Annotated in this window: 15 protein-coding genes; 8 read left to right on the top strand and 7 right to left on the bottom strand. The window is 65.5% G+C overall.

All coding sequences use genetic code 11. The features are described 5' to 3' along the window. Position 1 precedes the first annotated feature (1 nt). Positions 2 to 1,375: an MFS transporter gene (locus ACTU6V_RS06980; RefSeq protein ID WP_443467294.1), complete on the bottom strand. Its 1,374-nt coding sequence runs from the start codon at positions 1,373 to 1,375 to the stop codon at positions 2 to 4. A 127-nt stretch (positions 1,376 to 1,502) separates the two neighbouring features. Here ACTU6V_RS06980 and ACTU6V_RS06975 point away from each other — a divergent pair, with 127 nt between their 5' ends. The 7 genes from ACTU6V_RS06975 to ACTU6V_RS06945 are packed head-to-tail and all read left to right on the top strand — an operon-like array spanning position 1,503 to position 8,387. After that, positions 1,503 to 2,954 (top strand): fumarylacetoacetate hydrolase family protein, encoded by a 1,452-nt coding sequence (locus ACTU6V_RS06975; RefSeq protein WP_443475301.1) that lies wholly within the window; start codon positions 1,503 to 1,505, stop codon positions 2,952 to 2,954. After that, positions 2,951 to 3,646 carry a GntR family transcriptional regulator gene (locus ACTU6V_RS06970; protein ID WP_443467296.1) on the top strand — a complete coding sequence of 232 codons (696 nt, stop codon included), beginning with the start codon at positions 2,951 to 2,953 and terminating at the stop codon, positions 3,644 to 3,646. Before ACTU6V_RS06975 ends, ACTU6V_RS06970 begins: the two co-directional genes overlap by 4 nt. 13 nt (positions 3,647 to 3,659) lie before the next feature. After that, on the top strand, positions 3,660 to 5,162 hold the full coding sequence (hpaE, locus tag ACTU6V_RS06965; protein WP_443475300.1) for a 5-carboxymethyl-2-hydroxymuconate semialdehyde dehydrogenase: 1,503 nt from the start codon (positions 3,660 to 3,662) through the stop codon (positions 5,160 to 5,162). 10 nt (positions 5,163 to 5,172) lie between these two features. Continuing rightward, positions 5,173 to 6,339: a 3,4-dihydroxyphenylacetate 2,3-dioxygenase gene (gene hpaD / locus ACTU6V_RS06960; RefSeq protein ID WP_443475299.1), complete on the top strand. Its 1,167-nt coding sequence runs from the start codon at positions 5,173 to 5,175 to the stop codon at positions 6,337 to 6,339. 2 nt (positions 6,340 to 6,341) lie between these two features. Beyond that, the gene (locus ACTU6V_RS06955; RefSeq protein WP_443467895.1) at positions 6,342 to 7,124 is read left to right on the top strand and encodes a 2-keto-4-pentenoate hydratase; all 783 of its coding nucleotides are present in this window, start codon (positions 6,342 to 6,344) and stop codon (positions 7,122 to 7,124) included. Further along, the gene (locus tag ACTU6V_RS06950; protein ID WP_443467299.1) at positions 7,109 to 7,918 is read left to right on the top strand and encodes an HpcH/HpaI aldolase family protein; all 810 of its coding nucleotides are present in this window, start codon (positions 7,109 to 7,111) and stop codon (positions 7,916 to 7,918) included. Before ACTU6V_RS06955 ends, ACTU6V_RS06950 begins: the two co-directional genes overlap by 16 nt. 16 nt (positions 7,919 to 7,934) lie before the next feature. Further along, entirely contained in the window at positions 7,935 to 8,387 is a 453-nt protein-coding gene (locus ACTU6V_RS06945) for a flavodoxin family protein (RefSeq protein ID WP_443475298.1), read from the top strand. A gap of 9 nt (positions 8,388 to 8,396) precedes the next feature. Here ACTU6V_RS06945 and ACTU6V_RS06940 read toward each other — a convergent pair whose 3' ends face one another. From ACTU6V_RS06940 to ACTU6V_RS06915, 6 genes are read right to left on the bottom strand one after another with little or no spacing between them, the layout of a single operon-like run. Further along, positions 8,397 to 9,557, bottom strand: a complete 1,161-nt coding sequence (locus ACTU6V_RS06940; protein WP_443475297.1) for an ROK family protein — start codon at positions 9,555 to 9,557, stop codon at positions 8,397 to 8,399. Between the two features lie 35 nt (positions 9,558 to 9,592). Beyond that, complete coding sequence (locus ACTU6V_RS06935; protein WP_443475296.1) at positions 9,593 to 11,167, bottom strand: glycoside hydrolase family 43 protein; 1,575 nt, start codon at positions 11,165 to 11,167, stop codon at positions 9,593 to 9,595. Then, on the bottom strand, positions 11,164 to 13,587 hold the full coding sequence (locus tag ACTU6V_RS06930; protein WP_443475295.1) for a beta-xylosidase/alpha-l-arabinosidase: 2,424 nt from the start codon (positions 13,585 to 13,587) through the stop codon (positions 11,164 to 11,166). The genes ACTU6V_RS06935 and ACTU6V_RS06930 overlap by 4 nt, the downstream gene beginning before the upstream one ends. Positions 13,588 to 13,589: 2 nt before the next feature. Beyond that, positions 13,590 to 14,480, bottom strand: coding sequence for a carbohydrate ABC transporter permease (locus ACTU6V_RS06925; protein ID WP_443467304.1), 891 nt, complete (start codon positions 14,478 to 14,480; stop codon positions 13,590 to 13,592). Then, positions 14,477 to 15,484: a carbohydrate ABC transporter permease gene (locus tag ACTU6V_RS06920; RefSeq protein ID WP_443467305.1), complete on the bottom strand. Its 1,008-nt coding sequence runs from the start codon at positions 15,482 to 15,484 to the stop codon at positions 14,477 to 14,479. The genes ACTU6V_RS06925 and ACTU6V_RS06920 overlap by 4 nt, the downstream gene beginning before the upstream one ends. 8 nt (positions 15,485 to 15,492) lie before the next feature. Beyond that, positions 15,493 to 16,785 carry an extracellular solute-binding protein gene (locus ACTU6V_RS06915; protein ID WP_443467306.1) on the bottom strand — a complete coding sequence of 431 codons (1,293 nt, stop codon included), beginning with the start codon at positions 16,783 to 16,785 and terminating at the stop codon, positions 15,493 to 15,495. Between the two features lie 190 nt (positions 16,786 to 16,975). Here ACTU6V_RS06915 and ACTU6V_RS06910 point away from each other — a divergent pair, with 190 nt between their 5' ends. After that, entirely contained in the window at positions 16,976 to 17,974 is a 999-nt protein-coding gene (locus ACTU6V_RS06910; protein WP_443467307.1) for a LacI family DNA-binding transcriptional regulator, read from the top strand. The last annotated feature ends 13 nt before the right edge of the window (positions 17,975 to 17,987 follow it).

Raw genomic sequence — 17,987 nt, 5'->3', positions numbered from 1 at the left:
CTTATGCCCTCGACATTCCGTAGATCGGACTCACTGATTGTTCGTCTTCATGGTCAGGACCCAGCGGAATCCCGCTTCGGTCGCGCAGCAGCAGAGTCGCGATCAACCCGATCAGCGTCATCCCCGCCAGGTACCAGGTGACCATCTCGGTGGAGCCGGTGGCAGCCACGATGGCCGCGGCGATCGTGGGAGCGAATGCGCCACCGACGATGGCACCGATCGCGTACGAGATAGAAACTCCCGAGAACCGAATGGATGCTGGGAACAGCTCTGTGTACAGCGCGGCTTGCGGCCCGTACGTGAACCCGAGGCCGATCGTGAGGATCGCAAGGCCAAGGAACAGAAGCCCGACGCTCCCGGTGTTCACCAGCGGGAAGAGCAGGAACACACCGACCAGCTGGAAGATCCACCCGGAGATGTAGGCGTTGCGGCGACCGATCTTGTCAGAGATCCATCCGGCGAGAAGAGTCGTCAGCAGCCAGGTGACCGCAGAGCCCGTGACCGCCCACAGCACCTCGCCGCGGTCCAGGCCGATCGGGCCCTCGGGGTTGGTCGCGTAGCCCTGGATGTACCCGCCGGTGGTCATGTACCCGACCGCGTTGTTGCCGGCGAAGACGAGGGCTGCGATGATCACGAGGAGCAGGTGCTTGCGGAACAACTGCACGATCGGCATTTTCGCCTTCTCCTTGCGTGCGGCGAGCTCGGCGAACACGGGGCTCTCTTCGACGTTGCGACGCACGTAGTAGCCGATCAGGATCAGCACGACGCTGAGCAGGAAGGGGATGCGCCATCCCCAGGCGAGGAATTGGTCGCCAGGTGCGATGACGGTCATGATCGCCATGACGGCAGAGGCCAGCAGCAGGCCGAGCGGCACGCCGATCTGCGGAGAGGCGCCGAAGATGCCGCGCTTGTGCTTAGGAGCGTGCTCGACGGCCATGAGCACCGCGCCGCCCCACTCGCCGCCTGCAGAGATGCCCTGCAGAATGCGCAGGAAGACGAGCATGATCGGTGCACCGATGCCGATGACCTCAGCGGTCGGCAGAACACCGATCAGCGCAGTGGCCGCACCCATCAGAATGAGCGTCCACATCAGCACGCGCTTGCGGCCGAGCCGGTCTCCGAAGTGTCCTGCCAGAAACGCGCCGAGTGGACGGAACAGGAAGCTGATGCCCACCGTGGCGAATCCGAGGATCACGGTGTTGGTTCCGAGCGCCGAGAAGAACAGCTGTCCGAAGACGAGGCCGACGGCGGTGGCATAGATGAAGAAGTCGTACCACTCGACGGTGGTGCCGACGACAGTCGCGAAGACGACGCGGCGGCGATCTGCGGCACTGGCGATGGTGCCGGTCGGCGTGAAGCCGGGCTGATCAGTCATTGATGCTCCTTGGGGGGACGTCGTTGTCTCGGGGCTGAAGTCATCCTTGCAACCTCGTGATCAGATGATATACGATTTCAAATACATCGCACAAGAGCGATGCACACACCGCAAGGAGGCGCTCACTGTGACGGACTCGATCGGTCGTCCTGGCAAGATCATCGCGATCCACCTCAGCTACACCTCTCGCGCGCAGCAGCGCGGCCGGCGGCCCGCTGCTCCCTCGTACTTCTTCAAGGCCGCAAGCTCGGTCGCGGCATCTGGTGGCACTGTCGAGCGCCCAGCCGGCACCGAGCTGCTCGCCTTCGAGGGCGAGATCGCGCTCGTCATCGGCGACCCCGCCCGACACGTGAGCCTCGAGGATGCGTGGTCGCATGTCGCATCCGTCACCGCGGCCAACGACCTCGGCCTCTACGACCTGCGCGCGAACGACAAGGGCTCGAACGTCCGCTCGAAGGGCGGCGATGGCTACACGCCGCTGGGTCCCGACCTGATCGACGCGCAGTCGATCGATCCGGGCGACATCCGAGTGCGCACCTGGGTCAACGGTGAACTCCGTCAGGACGACAACTCCGCCGGCCTCATCTTCCCTCTCGCGCAGTTCGTCGCAGATCTGTCGCAGCATTTCACGCTCGAGACCGGTGACGTGATCCTCGCCGGCACCCCGGCGGGCTCATCGGTGATCGTCCCCGGCGATGTCGTCGAGGTCGAAGTGGATGCTCCGAACGCACCCGGCTCCCCCACCTCGGGCCGGCTGGTCACCACTGTCACGCAGGGTTCGATTCCGTTCGACAAGACGCTGGGCTCGCTTCCCGCTGTCGATGACACGCAGCGCACGGAGGCGTGGGGATCTGCTGAAGAAGCGGATCTCACCCCCGCCACGCCGAGCGGCCTCTCTGCCGAGCTGCGGGCGAAGCTCGAGAAGGCCCCCACCGCCGGGCTCTCCGCCCAGCTGCGCAAGCGCGGGCACCACCAGTGCTTCATCGATGGCGTCGCCGCCAACATACCTGGAACGAAGATCGTGGGCACCGCGCGCACGCTGCGTTTCATTCCTGCTCGCCAAGACCTCTTCGCAAGCCATGGCGGCGGCTACAACGCGCAAAAACGCCTGTTCGACGCCGTCGGCGAGGGCGAGGTCATCGTCATCGAGGCACGAGGCGATGCCACGACCGGAACGCTCGGCGATATTCTCGCCCTTCGCGCCACCGCGCGCGGTGCGGCTGGAGTGGTCACCGACGGCGGCGTGCGCGACTTCGACGAGGTCGCGCGCATCGGCCTACCGGTGTTCTCGCAAGGCGCCCACCCATCGGTACTCGGACGCAAGCATGTCCCCTGGGAGCTCGACATCACGATCGGCTGCGGTGGAGCCGCTGTTCAGCCCGGCGACGTGATCGTCGGTGATGGTGACGGCGTGATCGTGATTCCCCCGTCCATCGCTGAAGAGATCGTCGATGCGACCCTCGCGCAGGAGGACGAAGACGCCTGGATCGCCACGCAGGTCGAGGCAGGGCACCCGGTCGATGGCCTATTCCCCATGAACGCCGAATGGCGCGCGAAGTACGAAGCGAGCCGTGCATGATCAAACCCCCCAGCAAGTCACAGCGCGCCTACCAGTGGATCAAAGAGCGCATCGCGAGCCAGAGCTACACACCCGGATATCGGCTCGTGCTCGGCAGCATCGCCGGCGAGCTCGACATGAGCGTCGTCCCCGTACGCGAGGCGATCCGCCAGCTCGAAGCCGAAGGTCTCGTGCAGTTCGAGCACAACGTCGGCGCACGCGTCGCCATGGTCGATGATGCGCAGTACCGCCACAGCATGGAGGCGCTCAGCGTGCTCGAGGGCAGTGCGACTGCCCTGTCGGCACCGCACCTCAAGTCCGAAGACCTCGAGCGCGCCCGCGCGATCAACGAGAAGATGACCGAGACCCTCGGTCACTTCAACCCGACTGCGTTCACCCAGTTGAACCAGCAGTTCCACGAGGCCCTCATCGCCTCATGCCCCAACCCGCGCCTGCGTGAGCTCGTCACCCTCGAGATGCAGCGCCTGAACCGTCTGCGCGATTCGACCTTCAGCTTCGTTCCCGGCCGTGCGCATGAATCGGTCCGCGAGCACGAGCAGATCATCGCGCTGATCGAGACCGGGGCGCCGTTCGCCGAGATCGAGGACGCCGCACGCAGACACCACTCGGCCACCCTCGAGGCCTACATTTCGCACGACCGTGCAGCTGCCCAAGAACAGCGCGACGATGCTGTCGCCGCCCCCGTCCATTGATACCGGAGGAATCATGACCGACTCACGCATCCCCGCAGACCTTCCCGATCACATCCAGCACTACATCGACGGAGAGTTCGTCGACTCGCTCGACGGCGACACCTTCGACGTGATCGACCCGGTCACCAACGAGGTCTACATCAAGGCGGCTTCCGGCAAGGTCGCCGATATCGACCGCGCCGTCGCGGCAGCCAAGCGCGCCTTCGATGAGGGTCCATGGCCCAAGATGCTGCCCCGCGAGCGCTCGCGTGTGCTGCACAAGATCGCCGACATCGTCGAGTCCCGCGATCAGCGCCTTGCAGAGCTCGAGAGCTTCGACTCCGGCCTCCCGATCACCCAGGCTCTGGGTCAGGCTCGTCGCGCCGCCGAGAACTTCCGATTCTTCGCCGACCTGATCGTCGCGCAGGCCGATGACACCTTCAAGGTGCCGGGTCGCCAGATCAACTACGTCAACCGCAAGCCGATCGGTGTGGCAGGGCTCATCACGCCGTGGAACACCCCGTTCATGCTCGAGTCGTGGAAGCTCGGCCCTGCGCTTGCGACCGGCAACACGGTCGTGCTGAAGCCGGCCGAGTTCACCCCGCTGTCGGCATCCCTCTGGGCTGGCATCTTCGAGGAGGCCGGCCTCCCCGCCGGAGTCTTCAACCTCGTCAACGGCTTCGGCGAAGAGGGCTTTGCCGGCGACTCGCTGGTGAAGCACCCTGACGTTCCGCTCATCTCGTTCACCGGCGAGAGCCGCACCGGACAGCTGATCTTCGCCAATGCCGCGCCGTTCCTCAAGGGACTGTCGATGGAATTGGGCGGTAAATCGCCCGCTGTCGTGTTCGAAGATGCCGATCTGGACACGGCCATCGACGCGACCATCTTCGGCGTCTTCTCCCTCAACGGCGAGCGCTGCACTGCGGGTTCGCGCATTCTCGTGCAGCGCAGCATCTACGAGGAGTTCGTGACGCGCTACGCGACACAGGCAGGGCGCGTGAAGGTCGGACTCCCGAACGACCCGACCACCGAGGTCGGCGCTCTCGTCCACCCCGAGCACTACGACAAGGTCATGAGCTACATCGAGATCGGCAAGGGCGAGGCGAAGCTCGTCGCCGGCGGCGGGCGCCCGGAAGGGTTCGAGACCGGCAACTTCGTCGCCCCCACCGTTTTCGCCGATGTCTCCCCCGATGCGCGGATCTTCCAGGAGGAGATCTTCGGACCTGTCGTCGCGATCACGCCGTTCGATGACGACGAAGAGGCTCTCGCCCTGGCGAACAACACCAGGTACGGCCTGGCTGCGTATATCTGGACGAATGACCTCAGGCGCGCACACAACTTCGCAGGAAATGTCGAGGCAGGCATGGTCTGGCTGAACTCGAACAACGTGCGGGACCTCCGGACCCCGTTCGGCGGAGTGAAGGCGTCCGGCCTCGGCCACGAAGGCGGATACCGATCGATCGACTTCTACACCGACCAGCAGGCCGTGCACATCAACCTCGGCGAGGTCCACAACCCCGTTTTCGGAAAGCAGTAAGGACGCTGACATGACGAACCGTGAAGACATGACCCTGACCTCCTCGGGCTACTACGTGAGCGCAGAGGCCCCCATCCAGACAGATAACCCGGTCGCGACCCCCAAGACGTCACCGCCAGACATCCTCCGCTGCGCGTACATGGAGCTCGTGGTCACCGATCTCGCAGCCTCCCGCCAGTTCTATGTCGACATCCTCGGCCTTCACGTGACCGCAGAGGACGACGAGGTGATCTACCTGCGCTCGACGGAGGAGTTCATCCACCACAACCTCGTGCTGCGCACGGGCCCGATCGCGGCCGTTGCCGCGTTCTCGTACCGTGTTCGTTCAGCGGAGGACCTCGACCATGCCGTCGAGTTCTACACCGAACTCGGCTGCGACGTCCGCCGCAATGCAGATGGCTTCGTCAAGGGCATCGGCGACTCGGTGCGCGTGGTCGACCCGCTCGGCTTCCCGTACGAGTTCTTCTTCGAGACCACCCACGTCGAACGCCTCTCCTGGCGGTACGACCTGCACACTCCGGGTGAGCTCGTGCGTCTGGACCACTTCAACCAGGTCACCCCTGACGTGCCACGCGCAGTGCGCCACTACCAGGACCTCGGCTTCCGCGTCACGGAGGACATCCAGGACGAAGAAGGCACCGTCTACGCCGCCTGGATGCGCCGCAAGCCCACCGTGCACGACACCGCCGCTACCGGCGGCGATGGCCCGCGGATGCACCACGTCGCGTTCGCCACGCACGAGAAGCACAACATCCTCGCGATCTGCGACAAGCTCGGATCGCTGCGCCGTTCGGATGCCATCGAGCGCGGCCCCGGCCGTCACGGTGTGAGCAACGCGTTCTACCTGTACCTGCGCGACCCTGACGGGCACCGCGTCGAGATCTACACCCAGGACTACTACACGGGCGACCCCGACAACCCGGTCGTCACCTGGGATGTGCATGACAACCAGCGTCGTGACTGGTGGGGCACCCCCGTCGTACCCTCCTGGTACACCGAGGCTTCCCTCGTGCTCGACCTCGACGGCAACCCGCAGCCGGTCATCGCACGTACCGACTCCAGCGAGATGGCGGTCACGATCGGCGCCGATGGCTTCTCGTACACCCGCAAGGACGAGGGCGAAGACTCCATGCCCGAGTACAAGCAGGGCGAGTACAAACTGGGACACCAGTTGTGACGCTGCCTGCCGAGGTGATCGAAGCGATCGCGGACGAGCTCGCCGAGGCCGATCGCACGAAGAGCGTGATCCCGCGGATCACCGCGCGATACCCGGATGCGACGATCGAGGACTCCTATGCCATTCAAGGAATATGGCGGGACAAGAACGTCGCCTCCGGGCGCAAGCTCGCCGGTCGCAAGATCGGACTGACATCCAAAGCGATGCAGCAGGCAACCGGGATCACCGAGCCCGACTACGGCGTGATGTTCGATGACACCGTGTTCTCCTCTGGCGCCGAGATCCGGTTCGACGACTTCTCGAACGTGCGCATCGAGGTCGAACTCGCGTTCGTGCTGAAGGCGCCGCTCGAGGGCCCCGACTGCACGCTGGAAGACGCTCTGGCCGCGATCGACTACGCCGTTCCCGCGCTCGAAGTGCTCAACTCCCACATCGAGCTCGAGGGCCGCACGATCGTGGACACGATCAGCGACAATGCCGCCTACGGTGCGATGGTGCTCGGCGACGTGCGCAAGCGTCCCGATGAGATCGACCTGCGCTGGGTGCCCGGTGTCCTCTCGCGCAACGGCGAGATCGAGGAGACCGGCGTCGCACAGGGCGTACTCGGCCACCCGGCGACCGGAGTGGCATGGCTGGCGAACAAGTTCCACCAGCACGGTGCGCGCCTGGAGGCCGGCGAGGTCATTCTCGCTGGCTCCTTCACGCGCCCGATGTGGGTGCACAAGGGCGACGAGGTGCGCTGCGACTACGCAGAGATGGGCGAGATCACATGTCGTTTCATCTGACCCCGCCTCCGTCGTTCCGCGATCGCCTCGCGGCGAGCTCTCGGCCCCTGATCGGCGCGTGGATCTGCTCAGGCAGCCCGGTCGCGGCCGAGATCGTCGCGGGCTCTGGCCTGGACTGGACGCTGATCGACGGCGAACACAGCCCGATCGGCTTGGAGGCGATCCTCGCACTGCTGCAGGCTGTGGCGCCCTACCCGATCACCCCGGTCGTTCGTGTGCCATCGGCGGATCCGACCTGGATCAAGCAGGTCCTCGACCTCGGAGCGCAGAACCTGCTGGTGCCGATGGTGAACTCCGCTGAGGATGCCGCCGCCGCTGTCGCCGCCACCCGCTACCCGCCTCTCGGCGTCCGCGGCGTGGGCAGCGCGCTTGCGCGCGCAGCGCAGTTCAACCGCATCGAGGGCTACCTGCAGCGCGCTCACGAGATCACCTCGCTCACGGTGCAGATCGAGACGGATGCCGCAGTGCAGAACGCTCGTCGGATCGCCGAAGTCGATGGCGTGGACGCGGTCTTCATCGGTCCGAGCGATCTCGCAGCCTCCATGGGGCTGCTCGGCCAGCAGGAGCATCCCGACGTCGTCGCAGCTGTCGAGCACACGATCGCTGAGGTGCGCGCAGCCGGAAAGCCCGTCGGAGTGAACGCATTCGCCCCCGACACTGCCCGCCGCTATCTTGAGGCCGGGGCAGAATTCGTGCTGGTCGCCGCCGACGTATCGATCCTCGCGCGTGCGACCGAGAATCTGGCTGCGGAGTGGATTCCTGCGGCAGAGGCATCTGACCGGGCCAGCTACTGACGACTAGCGTGAGAGCATGCCTCACCTGCTGATCGTGCATCACTCACCGTCGTCGGGGGTGGCCGAGCTCGCCGCAGCGGTACTGCGTGGCGCGCGCACGGCGCAGGGCGAAGGCGTAGAGGTCATTGAACGTGCTGCCCTCGAGGCGACAGCGCAGGATCTGCTCGACGCGGATGCCGTGATCTTGGGCACGACGGCGAATTTCGGATACATCTCCGGTGCCCTCAAGCACTTCTTCGATACGACGTTCTACGAGACGCTCGAACACACGAAGGGTCTCCCCTTCTCCTACTGGATCCACGGCGGCCACGACACGACAGGCGCCGAGCACGCGATGACGTCGATGACGACCGGTTACGGCTTCCGGCTCGCCGCCGCGCCCGTGGTGTTCACCGGTGACATGACCGAAGAGCACCTCGAAGAAGCCGAGGACATGGGCGCAAGCGTCGCCTGGTCGCTCACGCTGTGAGCGGCGCACTCACCGCAGCGGGTCGGTGAGGAGCCTTGCGAAGGCTGCCTCGGCTGCGCCGATCAGCAGACGGTCCTGCCCGAGGGCAGCGGATGCGATATGCAGTTCTTCCGCAGAGATGGCGAGCGAACGCTCGCGTACCGCCGCGTCGAACCCCTCTGGGTCCCGATCGCGCAGAATGCCGAGGAATCCGCCGAGCACGATCATCGAAGGGTTCAAGACATTCACGGCGTTGCTGATGGTCGCAGCGAGCACGCCGCGTTGACGGTCGACCTCATCGTCCGCGGTGGGTCCCGGGTCACTGGCGAGAGCGGCGGCAAGAGCGGCATCATCCCCGCCCACCAGCTGCGCTGCTGACATGAGCCGCGCCCTCCCGACCTCATCCTCCAGAACGCCGTCATGAGTGCGGCGATGTGATTCGTTCGCGATGCCGGGCCTGGTCTGTCCCCATTCACCGGCATAGCCGCCCGCTCCCCGGATCAGCGCACCGCCGAGGATCGCACCTCCACCGATACCACTGGCACCACCGTTCAGGTAGACGATGTCGGCATGCTCGCGAGCGGCGCCGAAGAGATGCTCAGCACGCGCACCCAGCGATGCATCGTTGTCGACGGCCACCGGCACGCCGAGTGCTTCGGAGAGCGGCGTCGCGATGTCTTCATCACGCCATTGCAGATGAGGCGCCAGGCGCACCAGTCCGTCGCCGGAGCGCACGAGACCCGGAACCGCCACGCCGATTCCGACGATGCGGCTGCCCGCGAGCTCGCCGTCCATCCATTCGCCGACGACGCGCGCGACGGTCTCGACCACCTCCGCGACCCCTGGGCGCACAGCGTCGACGCGGGCGCGCACGCGCACCGCTCCGCCGAGGCTGACCGCCCCGATCTCGATGGCGTCGACCTCAGGGTTCACCCCGATCGCCACGATCTCACGACTGCCCGCGACGATGGGGCTCGGCCGTCCAACCCTCTTGGTCGGATCGGGCTGCTGCTCGACGACAAGTCCGTGCTCTGCCAGTGCCGTCACGAGGTCCGCGACCGTCGACCTGTTGAGGCCCGTTTCCGCGGTGATGAGCGAGCGCGATCTTGGACCGAGGTGATGCACCAGACGCAGCACCTCGCCGAGGTTGGTACGGCGCACCTCTTCGACTGCGGTCGCGCGTTCCTTCATCGAGGTGCTCGTTCCTGTGTCATGGTCGATTGTTCTCAGGCTACCGGCGCGACCGCCTCATCCTCGGAGGGCTCGTAGCGGAAGTCGCGGATTCCCACGCAGCCGTGCGGTTCACGCCCATGACTGGTCGCGAAGACGCCCAGCCAGATTCCGAGGAAGCCGCCTGTCGACGAAGCATCCAGTTCGCGCCCGTCAGCGCGCGCCAGCACCTCGCCGCCTGCGACGAGCTGGTAGTCGTACCCGCGAGCGCGCACACCGAGAGTGACGGCTGCTTCGGCTGGGACGACCTGTCCGTCACTGACTGTGTCGCGGCCCGCCTTGCACTGCACGCTGCTCAGCTGCAGTCCAGCATCCGTTCTTGTGACCTGCACGCTCGCGTGGTCCTTCTCGGACTGCCGCACGACCAGCCCGGCTGTCTCACCCACGGCGAGCGCGGACACGTCGAGATCGACCGTCACATCGACGTGGTCGTGCTGCTGCCGCACACCGACGAATGCCACTGTTCCCGCATCGGTCAGAGTCTCTGACCTCACCGGCAGCGTCCATCCGTCGCCGTCAGAGGTGGCGATCGATCGCGGCACCGCGCGCAGAGACGTCCAGCGCGGGTCATCGGGAAGCACGATGCCTGCCCTTCGCGCGTCCGGCTGCCAGGTGCGATCGTCCACGGCCGCATCCGACCACGGAATCTCGATCGCCTGGGCCAGGCTTCCACGCCCAGGGGCGAACACGGGCCAGCCGTCCTCCCACGCGACGGCGCACAAGAAGGTCTCGCGTCCCAGCGGGTAGTGATGACCGTCCGCCGCACGCATTGCGAGCATGACTGCCTGCCATGAGCCGTCCGGGGCCTGGAAGAGGTCGGCGTGTCCCGCACCGATCACGCGCGAGCTCCGACCGAGGTGCCGATGGGTGAACACCGGATTGGCCCGGTTGCCGACGTAGGGGCCAGTGACCTCGTCAGCGCGTGCAACGCTCACTGCGTGATGGAACTCCGTGCCGCCTTCCGCCGCGATCAGGTACCAGCGGCCGTCGATCAGGTACAGGTGCGGCGCTTCAGCCCACACCACCCCATCCACCGCTCCATGCCAGATCACGTGCTCTTCACCGACGAGTGTCTGCTGGGTGCGGGAGTACTCCCGCACCCAGACTTCGGTCTGATGGAACCACAGCGGATCGTCGGCGAGCCTGGTCCCATGCATCCACACCCGACCGTCTTCGTCGAACGCCACCGAGGGATCGATCCCTCGGACATCGAGCCAGACGGGATTACTCCATGGACCTGCGGGGTCCTCTGCGGTGATGACGAAGTTGCCTCCGCGCGAATCATCCTGTTGATCGACGATCGTGCAGACGATCCAGAACCGCTCTCCGTCATGTCGGATCGTCGGCGCGTACAGTCCGCCGGACGACGCGATCCGGTCGAAATCGAGCATCCCGTTGCGATCGATCGCGCAGCCGATGGTCTCCCAGTGCACGAGGTCGCGCGATCGCAGAATCGGGAGACCCGGCAGGTACTCGAAGGTCGACGTCACGAGGTAGTAGTCCTCACCGACCCGGCAGATCGAGGGATCCGGAAAGCACCCGGGAAGGATGGGGTTGGCCGCCGTGATCACGAATACGAGACTTCCACCAGACGAGCATCGGCCCCCGTGACGGCATGGACCTCACCGATGAGCGGAAGCACCCGTGCCGGCGTGGCGGAGGCACCGAAGTCGCGGTGATGACGATCACGCGAGTTCACGATCGCACCACCGGTCGTATCTCCGCGCTCGAGGTCAGGGGTCGCAGCCGCATGCGACCCCACCCAGACAGCGACATCACCGGGTTCGACGACCTTCACCCGTCGCCGGTCGGTGAAGGCGAACCTCGTCACAGGAACATCGAAACTTACTCGACGCGACTGGCCTGGCTCGAGCGGCACCCGCGCGTAGCCGAGCAGCTGAGTCACGGGGCGAGTGACGGATGCGACGAGGTCGCGCCCGTACAGCTGCACGACGTCCGCGCCCTCTCGGGAGCCCACGTTCGTCACGGTGACCGAGGCACTGAAGCGTCCGTCAGTCGTTGCCTGCGCATCGACGACGAAGTCCGTGTACTCGAAGGACGTGTACGTCAGGCCGAACCCGAACGGACGCACCGGCGTGGGGTCGGTCGAGGTCACGTCCGACGGTCCGCCGAGAATCGGATGCAGGTAGCTGTACGGCTGCGCACCCGCTGCCCGAGGCAGGCTCAGCGGCATCCTGCCGGATGGCGAAACGGCGCCGGTCAGCACGTCTGCGATTGCTGTCGCTCCCTCTTCGCCGGGGAAGAACGCCTGGAGCACTGCGCCAGGACGTGCCTCACCCGTGTCGAGCGCCCACTCGATCGCATAGGGGCGACCCGTGAGCAGCACCATGACGACGGGGGTTCCCGTCGCCGCGATCCGCTCGACGAGCTCGCGCTGAACACCAGGAAGGTCCAGTGACTCCACGTCGTTTCCCTCCCCCACCGTTCCGCGGCCGAAGAGCCCGGCCTGGTCGCCGATGATCACGATCGCGATGTCGGCGTCCGCCGCAGCCTGCTCGGCTTCGGCGAAGCCGGAACGGTCATCGCCTTCGACCTCGCCACCGCGGACATGCACGATCTCGGCATCCGGAATCGCGGCGACGAGCGCTTCGCGCACCGTCGGGATCTCGAACCCGTTCTCGAATCCCGGGTGGTGGGCCAGCACGTGGTTCGCGAAGGAATAGCATCCCTGCAACGCATCCGTGCGATCGGCGTTCGGTCCGATCAGCGCGATGCGCCGGGCAGAGGATGCCAGCGGCAGGACGCCATCGTTCGACAGCAGCACCAGCGACTGCGCAGCCAGCCGCCGCGCCACCTCCCGGTGGCGCGGAGTGTCGAGGTCGATCTCCGCGGGCGGGCCGTCTTCGAACACGTCGGGCTCGAGCAGACCGAGCTGCTCCTTCTGCATGAGCACACGGATCACGGAGCGGTCGATGTACGCCTCGTCGAGGACGCCTGCGCGCACCCGATCGAGGAGCGGTGCGAGATACGCGTCCCCCGAAGGCAGCTCGACATCGATGCCTGCCTTCAGCGCGAGCTCCGCGGCTTCGCCGCGATCGGCAGCGACCGCGTGCATCACTTCGAGGAAGGCGACCGCGAAGTAGTCTGCGACCACGACACCGTCGAAGCCGAGGCGTTCCCGCAGCTCATGCGTCAGCAGCTCCGGGTCGGATGCCACCGGGATCTCGTCGATCGCCGCGTAACTGTTCATGACGCTGCGGACGTCGCCGTCGCGGATCGCCATCTCGAACGGCGGGAGGAACACATCGGCGATCTCGCGCGGACCGGCCGAGACCGGCGCGTGGTTGCGCCCCGCGCGCGACGCCGAGTACCCGAGGAAATGCTTGAGAGTCGCGTGGACCCCTGCGGACTGCAGCCCCTGCACATACGCAGTGCCGACGGTACCGACCAGATACGGGTCCTCTCCGATGCACTCGTCGACCCGCCCCCAGCGAGGATCGCGGACCACATCGAGCACCGGAGCGAGCCCCTGATGGATCCCGAGCTCCCGCATCGACTTCCCGATCAGCGCACCCATCTCGGCAACCAGATCAGGGTTGAACGAGGCTCCCCATGCGAGCGGAGTCGGGAACGTCGCAGCCTTCCACGCCGCAAGCCCCGTCAGGCACTCCTCATGCACGATGGCGGGGATGCCGAGGCGCGTCTCACTCTTCAGGCGCCGTTGCTCCGTCCACAGCCACGCCGCTCGTTCCACGGGGTCGACTGGCCTCGTGCCGTACACGCGGGTGAAGTGCCCGATGCCGTGACGGGTGATCTCTGCCAGCGCCTCAGAGTGACCGCCGCCTCCCATCTCGTTCTGCATCGGTGCGACGACCTCGCCACCCTGGTCGAGCCAATAGCCGACCAGCTGTGCCGCTTTCTCCTCGAGCGTCATCTGCGCGAGCAGTGCGCTCACCCGCTCTGATGCGACGGGGAATGCGGGAATCTCCGCGGTCATCTGAGGTGCCTCCAAGAAAGTATCGCTCGTCATGATCAGCCCTTCACCGCGCCGGTGAGTCCGCCGACGATGCGGCGCTCGAACAAGCTGAAGAAGATCAGGGCAGGAACCATGGACAGCGACGTGTATGCGAGCACACGTGCCGTGTCGACGGAATACTGCGAGGCGAAGCTCTGCACACCCAGTGGGAGCGTGAACAGACTCTGATCGCTGAGGATGAACAGCGGCAGCATGTAGCCGTTCCAGGAGCCGACGAAAGCCAGGATGCCTACGGTGATGACGCCGGGCAGGCTCAGTGGGATGACCATCCGCCAGAAGAACCCGAGTCGGGATGCACCGTCGATGGATGCAGCCTCTTCGAGCTCTTTCGGGATCGCTCGCAGGAACGGCACGAGGATGATGATGGTCGTCGGCAGAGCGAAAGCGATCTGCGGCAGGATGATCCCGGCCAGGCTGTTGACGAGCCCGAGGTTGCGGATCAGCAGGTACAGCGGCGTGATCGCGACGGTGATCGGGAACATCAGCCCTGCAGCGAACACCGAGTACATCAGGCCTCGTCCGCCGAAGTCGTAACGGGCGATCACGTAGCTGGCCATGAGCCCCAGCAGCACCGCGCCCACTGTGGTGCCGACTGCGGCGATCGTGGAGTTCAGCATCGCAGTCCAGAACTCGGAGCTCGCCAGCACGTCACCGTAGTTGGCGAGCTGCCAGGGTGCCGGGAAGCCGGACGGATCCAGGGTGATCTGGGAGTTCGTGCGGAACCCGCCGATGATGATGTACAGCACGGGCGTGATGCAGATGGTGATCAGGACGATCGCGATGAGGTAGACGCCGGGGCTTCCCCAGCGCACCTTCGGCGCACGGCGCACACCGCCGGGCTTCTTCGGCTGGACGAGCAGCGACGTGCTCAGGTTCTCGGTCGTCACTTCTTCTTCCTTCCGCTTTCGCCGGTCACTGCACCCTCGGTGTCGCGACGCAGCACGAAGCGCTGGTAGACGAGGGCGACGACCAGGGAGATGAGGAACAGCGTCACCGCCACAGCGTTTCCGAAGCCGTAGCTGCCGGCGAGGTGACCGTTCTGATACATGTAGGTCGCCATCGTCGACGTGCCTGCGGTGGCAGAGATGTACTGGCCCCAGATGATGTTGACCAGGTCGAACAGCTGCAGCGCGCCGATCATCGACAGGAACGCCCAGATGCGGATCGTGGGTCCGAGCAACGGCAGCGTGATGTGCCACTGGATCTTCCAGAAGCCGGCGCCGTCGATGGCAGCCGCCTCGTAGAGCTCTTCGGGGATCGACTGCATGCCCGCGAGCATGAGGATCACAGCGAAGCCGATGTACTTCCACGTGATGATGACCATCAGCGTCCAGATCGCGATGGAGGGGTCAGCGAGCCAGGACTGCTGGAATGCACCGAGGCCCCACTTCTCGAGAAGAGAGTTCAGTGCCCCCGCGTCCTGCATCATCAGGCTCCATCCGATGCCGACGATGACCTCGGAGATCACGTAGGGCATGAAGATGAGCACACGGATGATGGAGCGACCGCGAATCTTCTGGTTCAGCAGCAGTGCGAACAGAATCGCGATCGGGCCCTGCATGACGAGCGACAGCACGACGATGATGAAGTTGTGCGTCACCGCGTTGCGGAAGCTCTCGTCCTGCCAGAGCAGAACGTAGTTGTCCAGCCCGACGAACTCGGTCGGCCAACCGAACCCGTTCCATTTGAAGAAGCCGTAGTACGACGCCATCACCACGGGGAAGATGACGAAGCCGACGAAGACGATGAGGGCGGGACCTGAGAGGAGAGCGATCTCACCGCGCTTGCGCCAGTCGACGCGTCGCGGCCGCCGCACCGGGGCCGGCGAGTTGCCGGCCCCGGTGTGGGCGTTCTCAGGCACGGCGTTCGCCGTGACCTGGGTGTCGATCATGTGCCGGTTCAGCCTCTCGCTGCAGCCGTGGTGATCTGCTCGACGAGCTTGTCGGGCGTGCCCTGACCTGCGAGCATCTCGACGACGCCGACGTTCAGCGCGTTTCCGACGTTCTGGCCGAGCGCGGTGTCCAGCCACAGCGCGACGTACGGAGCCTGGCTGTAGGCCTCCATCAGCGGTATCAGCGACGGGTCGGTGACAGCACCGGTAGCCTCCTGCGACGCGGGGATGGTCTGGAAGGCCTCAGCGTACTTCTCCTGCCATTGCTTCGAGGAGACGAAGTTGAGGAAGTCCTCGCACGCTGCCGGAGAATCTGTCGAGCAGGAGTAGCCGTCAACGCCACCCATCATCGCTCCGGCCTCGCCTTCGCCGCCGGGAACCTCGGGGAAGGGGAACCAGCCGAGGTCAGGCAGCGGCTGCTCGTCGGGAGTCAGGCTCGCGATCACGCCGACGTTCCAGGCGCCCATGAGCTCCATGGCTGCCTTGTGGTTCGCCACGAGTCCTGCCGAGGAATTTGCTCCCTCCTGTGCGGAGGTCGTCAGGAAGCCCTCGCTGAAGGGATCGGTGCCCGCGAAGTCTGCCAGGTTCTCCGCAGCAGTCAGCCAGCACTCGTTCGTGAAGTCGGGGTCGGTGACAAGGTTGGAAATGACGTCCTGGCCGCAGGCGCGCAGCGCGAAGAAGTAATACCAGTGCGCTGCCGGCCATGCGTCCTTTGCACCAAGGGCGATCGGCTGGATGCCGGCATCCTTGAGCTTGCTGACGGCGGCATCGAGGTCATCGAGCGTCTTGGGCTCTTCAGCAATGCCGGCCTGCTCGAACAGGTCCTTGCTGTAGAAGATTCCACCCGGCAGCACAGCACTGGGCATGCCGTAGATCTTGCCGTCGACCGTGAAGGCCGCGAACGGCGCTTCGCCGAATGCGCTCTTCACATCGGGGTCGATGGCGTCAGTCAGGTCTTTGACCTTGCCCGCAGAAACGATGTCTGCGAGTTTGCCGCCACCGCGAGCCATGAAGATGTCCGGCATGTCGCCCGAGTTCACGGCGGTCTGCAGCTTGCCATCCATGTCTTCGTTCTGGATGGAGGTGACCTTGATGGTCACCTCGGGGTTTTCTTTGGTGAATGCTGCGGACGCATCATCCCAGTACTGTTTCCCATCACCGGTGGTGGAGTTGTGCCACATGGTCAGTTCGACGTCTCCACCCTCTGCGGTGTCGCCGGATCCACCAGAGCAGGCCGTCAGGCCCACTACCATCAGGGCTGCGACGGCTACCGCCGCCCCCCTCGCGCTGCGCATCTTCATGCCGTGTTCTCCTCTTCGTCGAGTGATTGCCTTTGTAGGGTGTTCGCACCGCTGCGTGAGCGATGATACGGCCGTTGCGGTCATTTGTTGCCAGCAACCCCAATATGCCGTGCGCCTACTCTGGCATCCGAGATCACGTTGTGTCAAACGTTATCGATAACGTTTTCGACACCTTGGCTATAGTGAAGCCATGAATGGCCGGATCACGATCAACGACGTCGCCCGTGCTGCCGGAGTCTCGGTCGCAACGGTGTCCAAAGCGATCAACGGGCGATACGGGGTCTCCCCCGAGACGATGGCGACCGTGATGGGCGTCGTCTCCGATCTCGGATACGAGAGCTCACTGGTCGCCACCTCGATGCGCCGTCGCAGCACGAACGTCATCGGCGTGCTGGTGGCCGAGTTCGAGCCGTTCTCGCTCCAGCTGCTGCGCGGAGTCTCCAGCGCGCTCCAGGACACCGACTACGACGTTCTCGCGTACGCCGGAACGGTATCGGCCGGCGACCACCTCGGCTGGGAGCACCGATCCCTGTCACGCCTGGGCGGCACACTCATCGACGGGGCAATCCTGGTCACACCCACCACCACGCGCACGAAGACTTCGGTGCCGATCGTCTCCGTCGACCCCCACATCGGCGCAGATGACCCCGCCACCGTGGGGGTTGCGAACGTCGAGGGGGCGCGCGCAGCGACCGAGCACCTCATCTCGCTCGGCCACCGCCGGATCGCGCACCTGCGCGGGCGCATCGATCTCGAATCCGCTCGGGAACGAGAGCGCGGATACCGTGAGGCCCTCGAGTCGGCCGGCATCCCCTTCGATCCCGAACTCATCGCCGATGGCGGATACCGCACCTCGGATTCCACAGAGGCGGCACGAGAGATTCTCGACCTGCCGGACGCCCCGACCGCGGTCTTCGCGGCAAACGACCTGTCTGCCATCGAGATGATCCGCATCGCTTCGGAGCGCGGACTGCGAGTGCCGGACGATATCTCGGTTGTCGGCTTCGACGACATCCTCGATGCCGCCTCGCACACACCACAGCTCACGACCGTGCGCCAGCCGCTGCCCGAGATGGGAACCGCCGCCGTGCGGATGCTGCTGGACGTGCTGCGGGGACACACACCGGAGCCGATCCGGATGCCGACGACACTCGTCGTGCGCGAATCCACCGCCGCCCCTCGACGCTGAGAATCGTCTCCGG

The organism is Microbacterium zouquanmingi (assembly GCF_052266675.1).
Taxonomy (GTDB): Bacteria; Actinomycetota; Actinomycetes; order Actinomycetales; family Microbacteriaceae; genus Microbacterium.
This window is presented reverse-complemented; position numbering and strand designations above follow the sequence as displayed.

Coding starts and splice junctions, on each gene's coding strand:
- ACTU6V_RS06980 (WP_443467294.1), bottom strand. CDS start 1,375: ATGACTGATCAGCCCGGCTTCACGCCGACCGGCACCATCGCCAGTGCC.
- ACTU6V_RS06970 (WP_443467296.1), top strand. CDS start 2,951: ATGATCAAACCCCCCAGCAAGTCACAGCGCGCCTACCAGTGGATCAAA.
- hpaE (WP_443475300.1), top strand. CDS start 3,660: ATGACCGACTCACGCATCCCCGCAGACCTTCCCGATCACATCCAGCAC.
- hpaD (WP_443475299.1), top strand. CDS start 5,173: ATGACGAACCGTGAAGACATGACCCTGACCTCCTCGGGCTACTACGTG.
- ACTU6V_RS06950 (WP_443467299.1), top strand. CDS start 7,109: ATGTCGTTTCATCTGACCCCGCCTCCGTCGTTCCGCGATCGCCTCGCG.
- ACTU6V_RS06945 (WP_443475298.1), top strand. CDS start 7,935: ATGCCTCACCTGCTGATCGTGCATCACTCACCGTCGTCGGGGGTGGCC.
- ACTU6V_RS06940 (WP_443475297.1), bottom strand. CDS start 9,557: ATGAAGGAACGCGCGACCGCAGTCGAAGAGGTGCGCCGTACCAACCTC.
- ACTU6V_RS06930 (WP_443475295.1), bottom strand. CDS start 13,587: ATGACGAGCGATACTTTCTTGGAGGCACCTCAGATGACCGCGGAGATT.
- ACTU6V_RS06920 (WP_443467305.1), bottom strand. CDS start 15,484: ATGATCGACACCCAGGTCACGGCGAACGCCGTGCCTGAGAACGCCCAC.
- ACTU6V_RS06915 (WP_443467306.1), bottom strand. CDS start 16,785: ATGAAGATGCGCAGCGCGAGGGGGGCGGCGGTAGCCGTCGCAGCCCTG.
- ACTU6V_RS06910 (WP_443467307.1), top strand. CDS start 16,976: ATGAATGGCCGGATCACGATCAACGACGTCGCCCGTGCTGCCGGAGTC.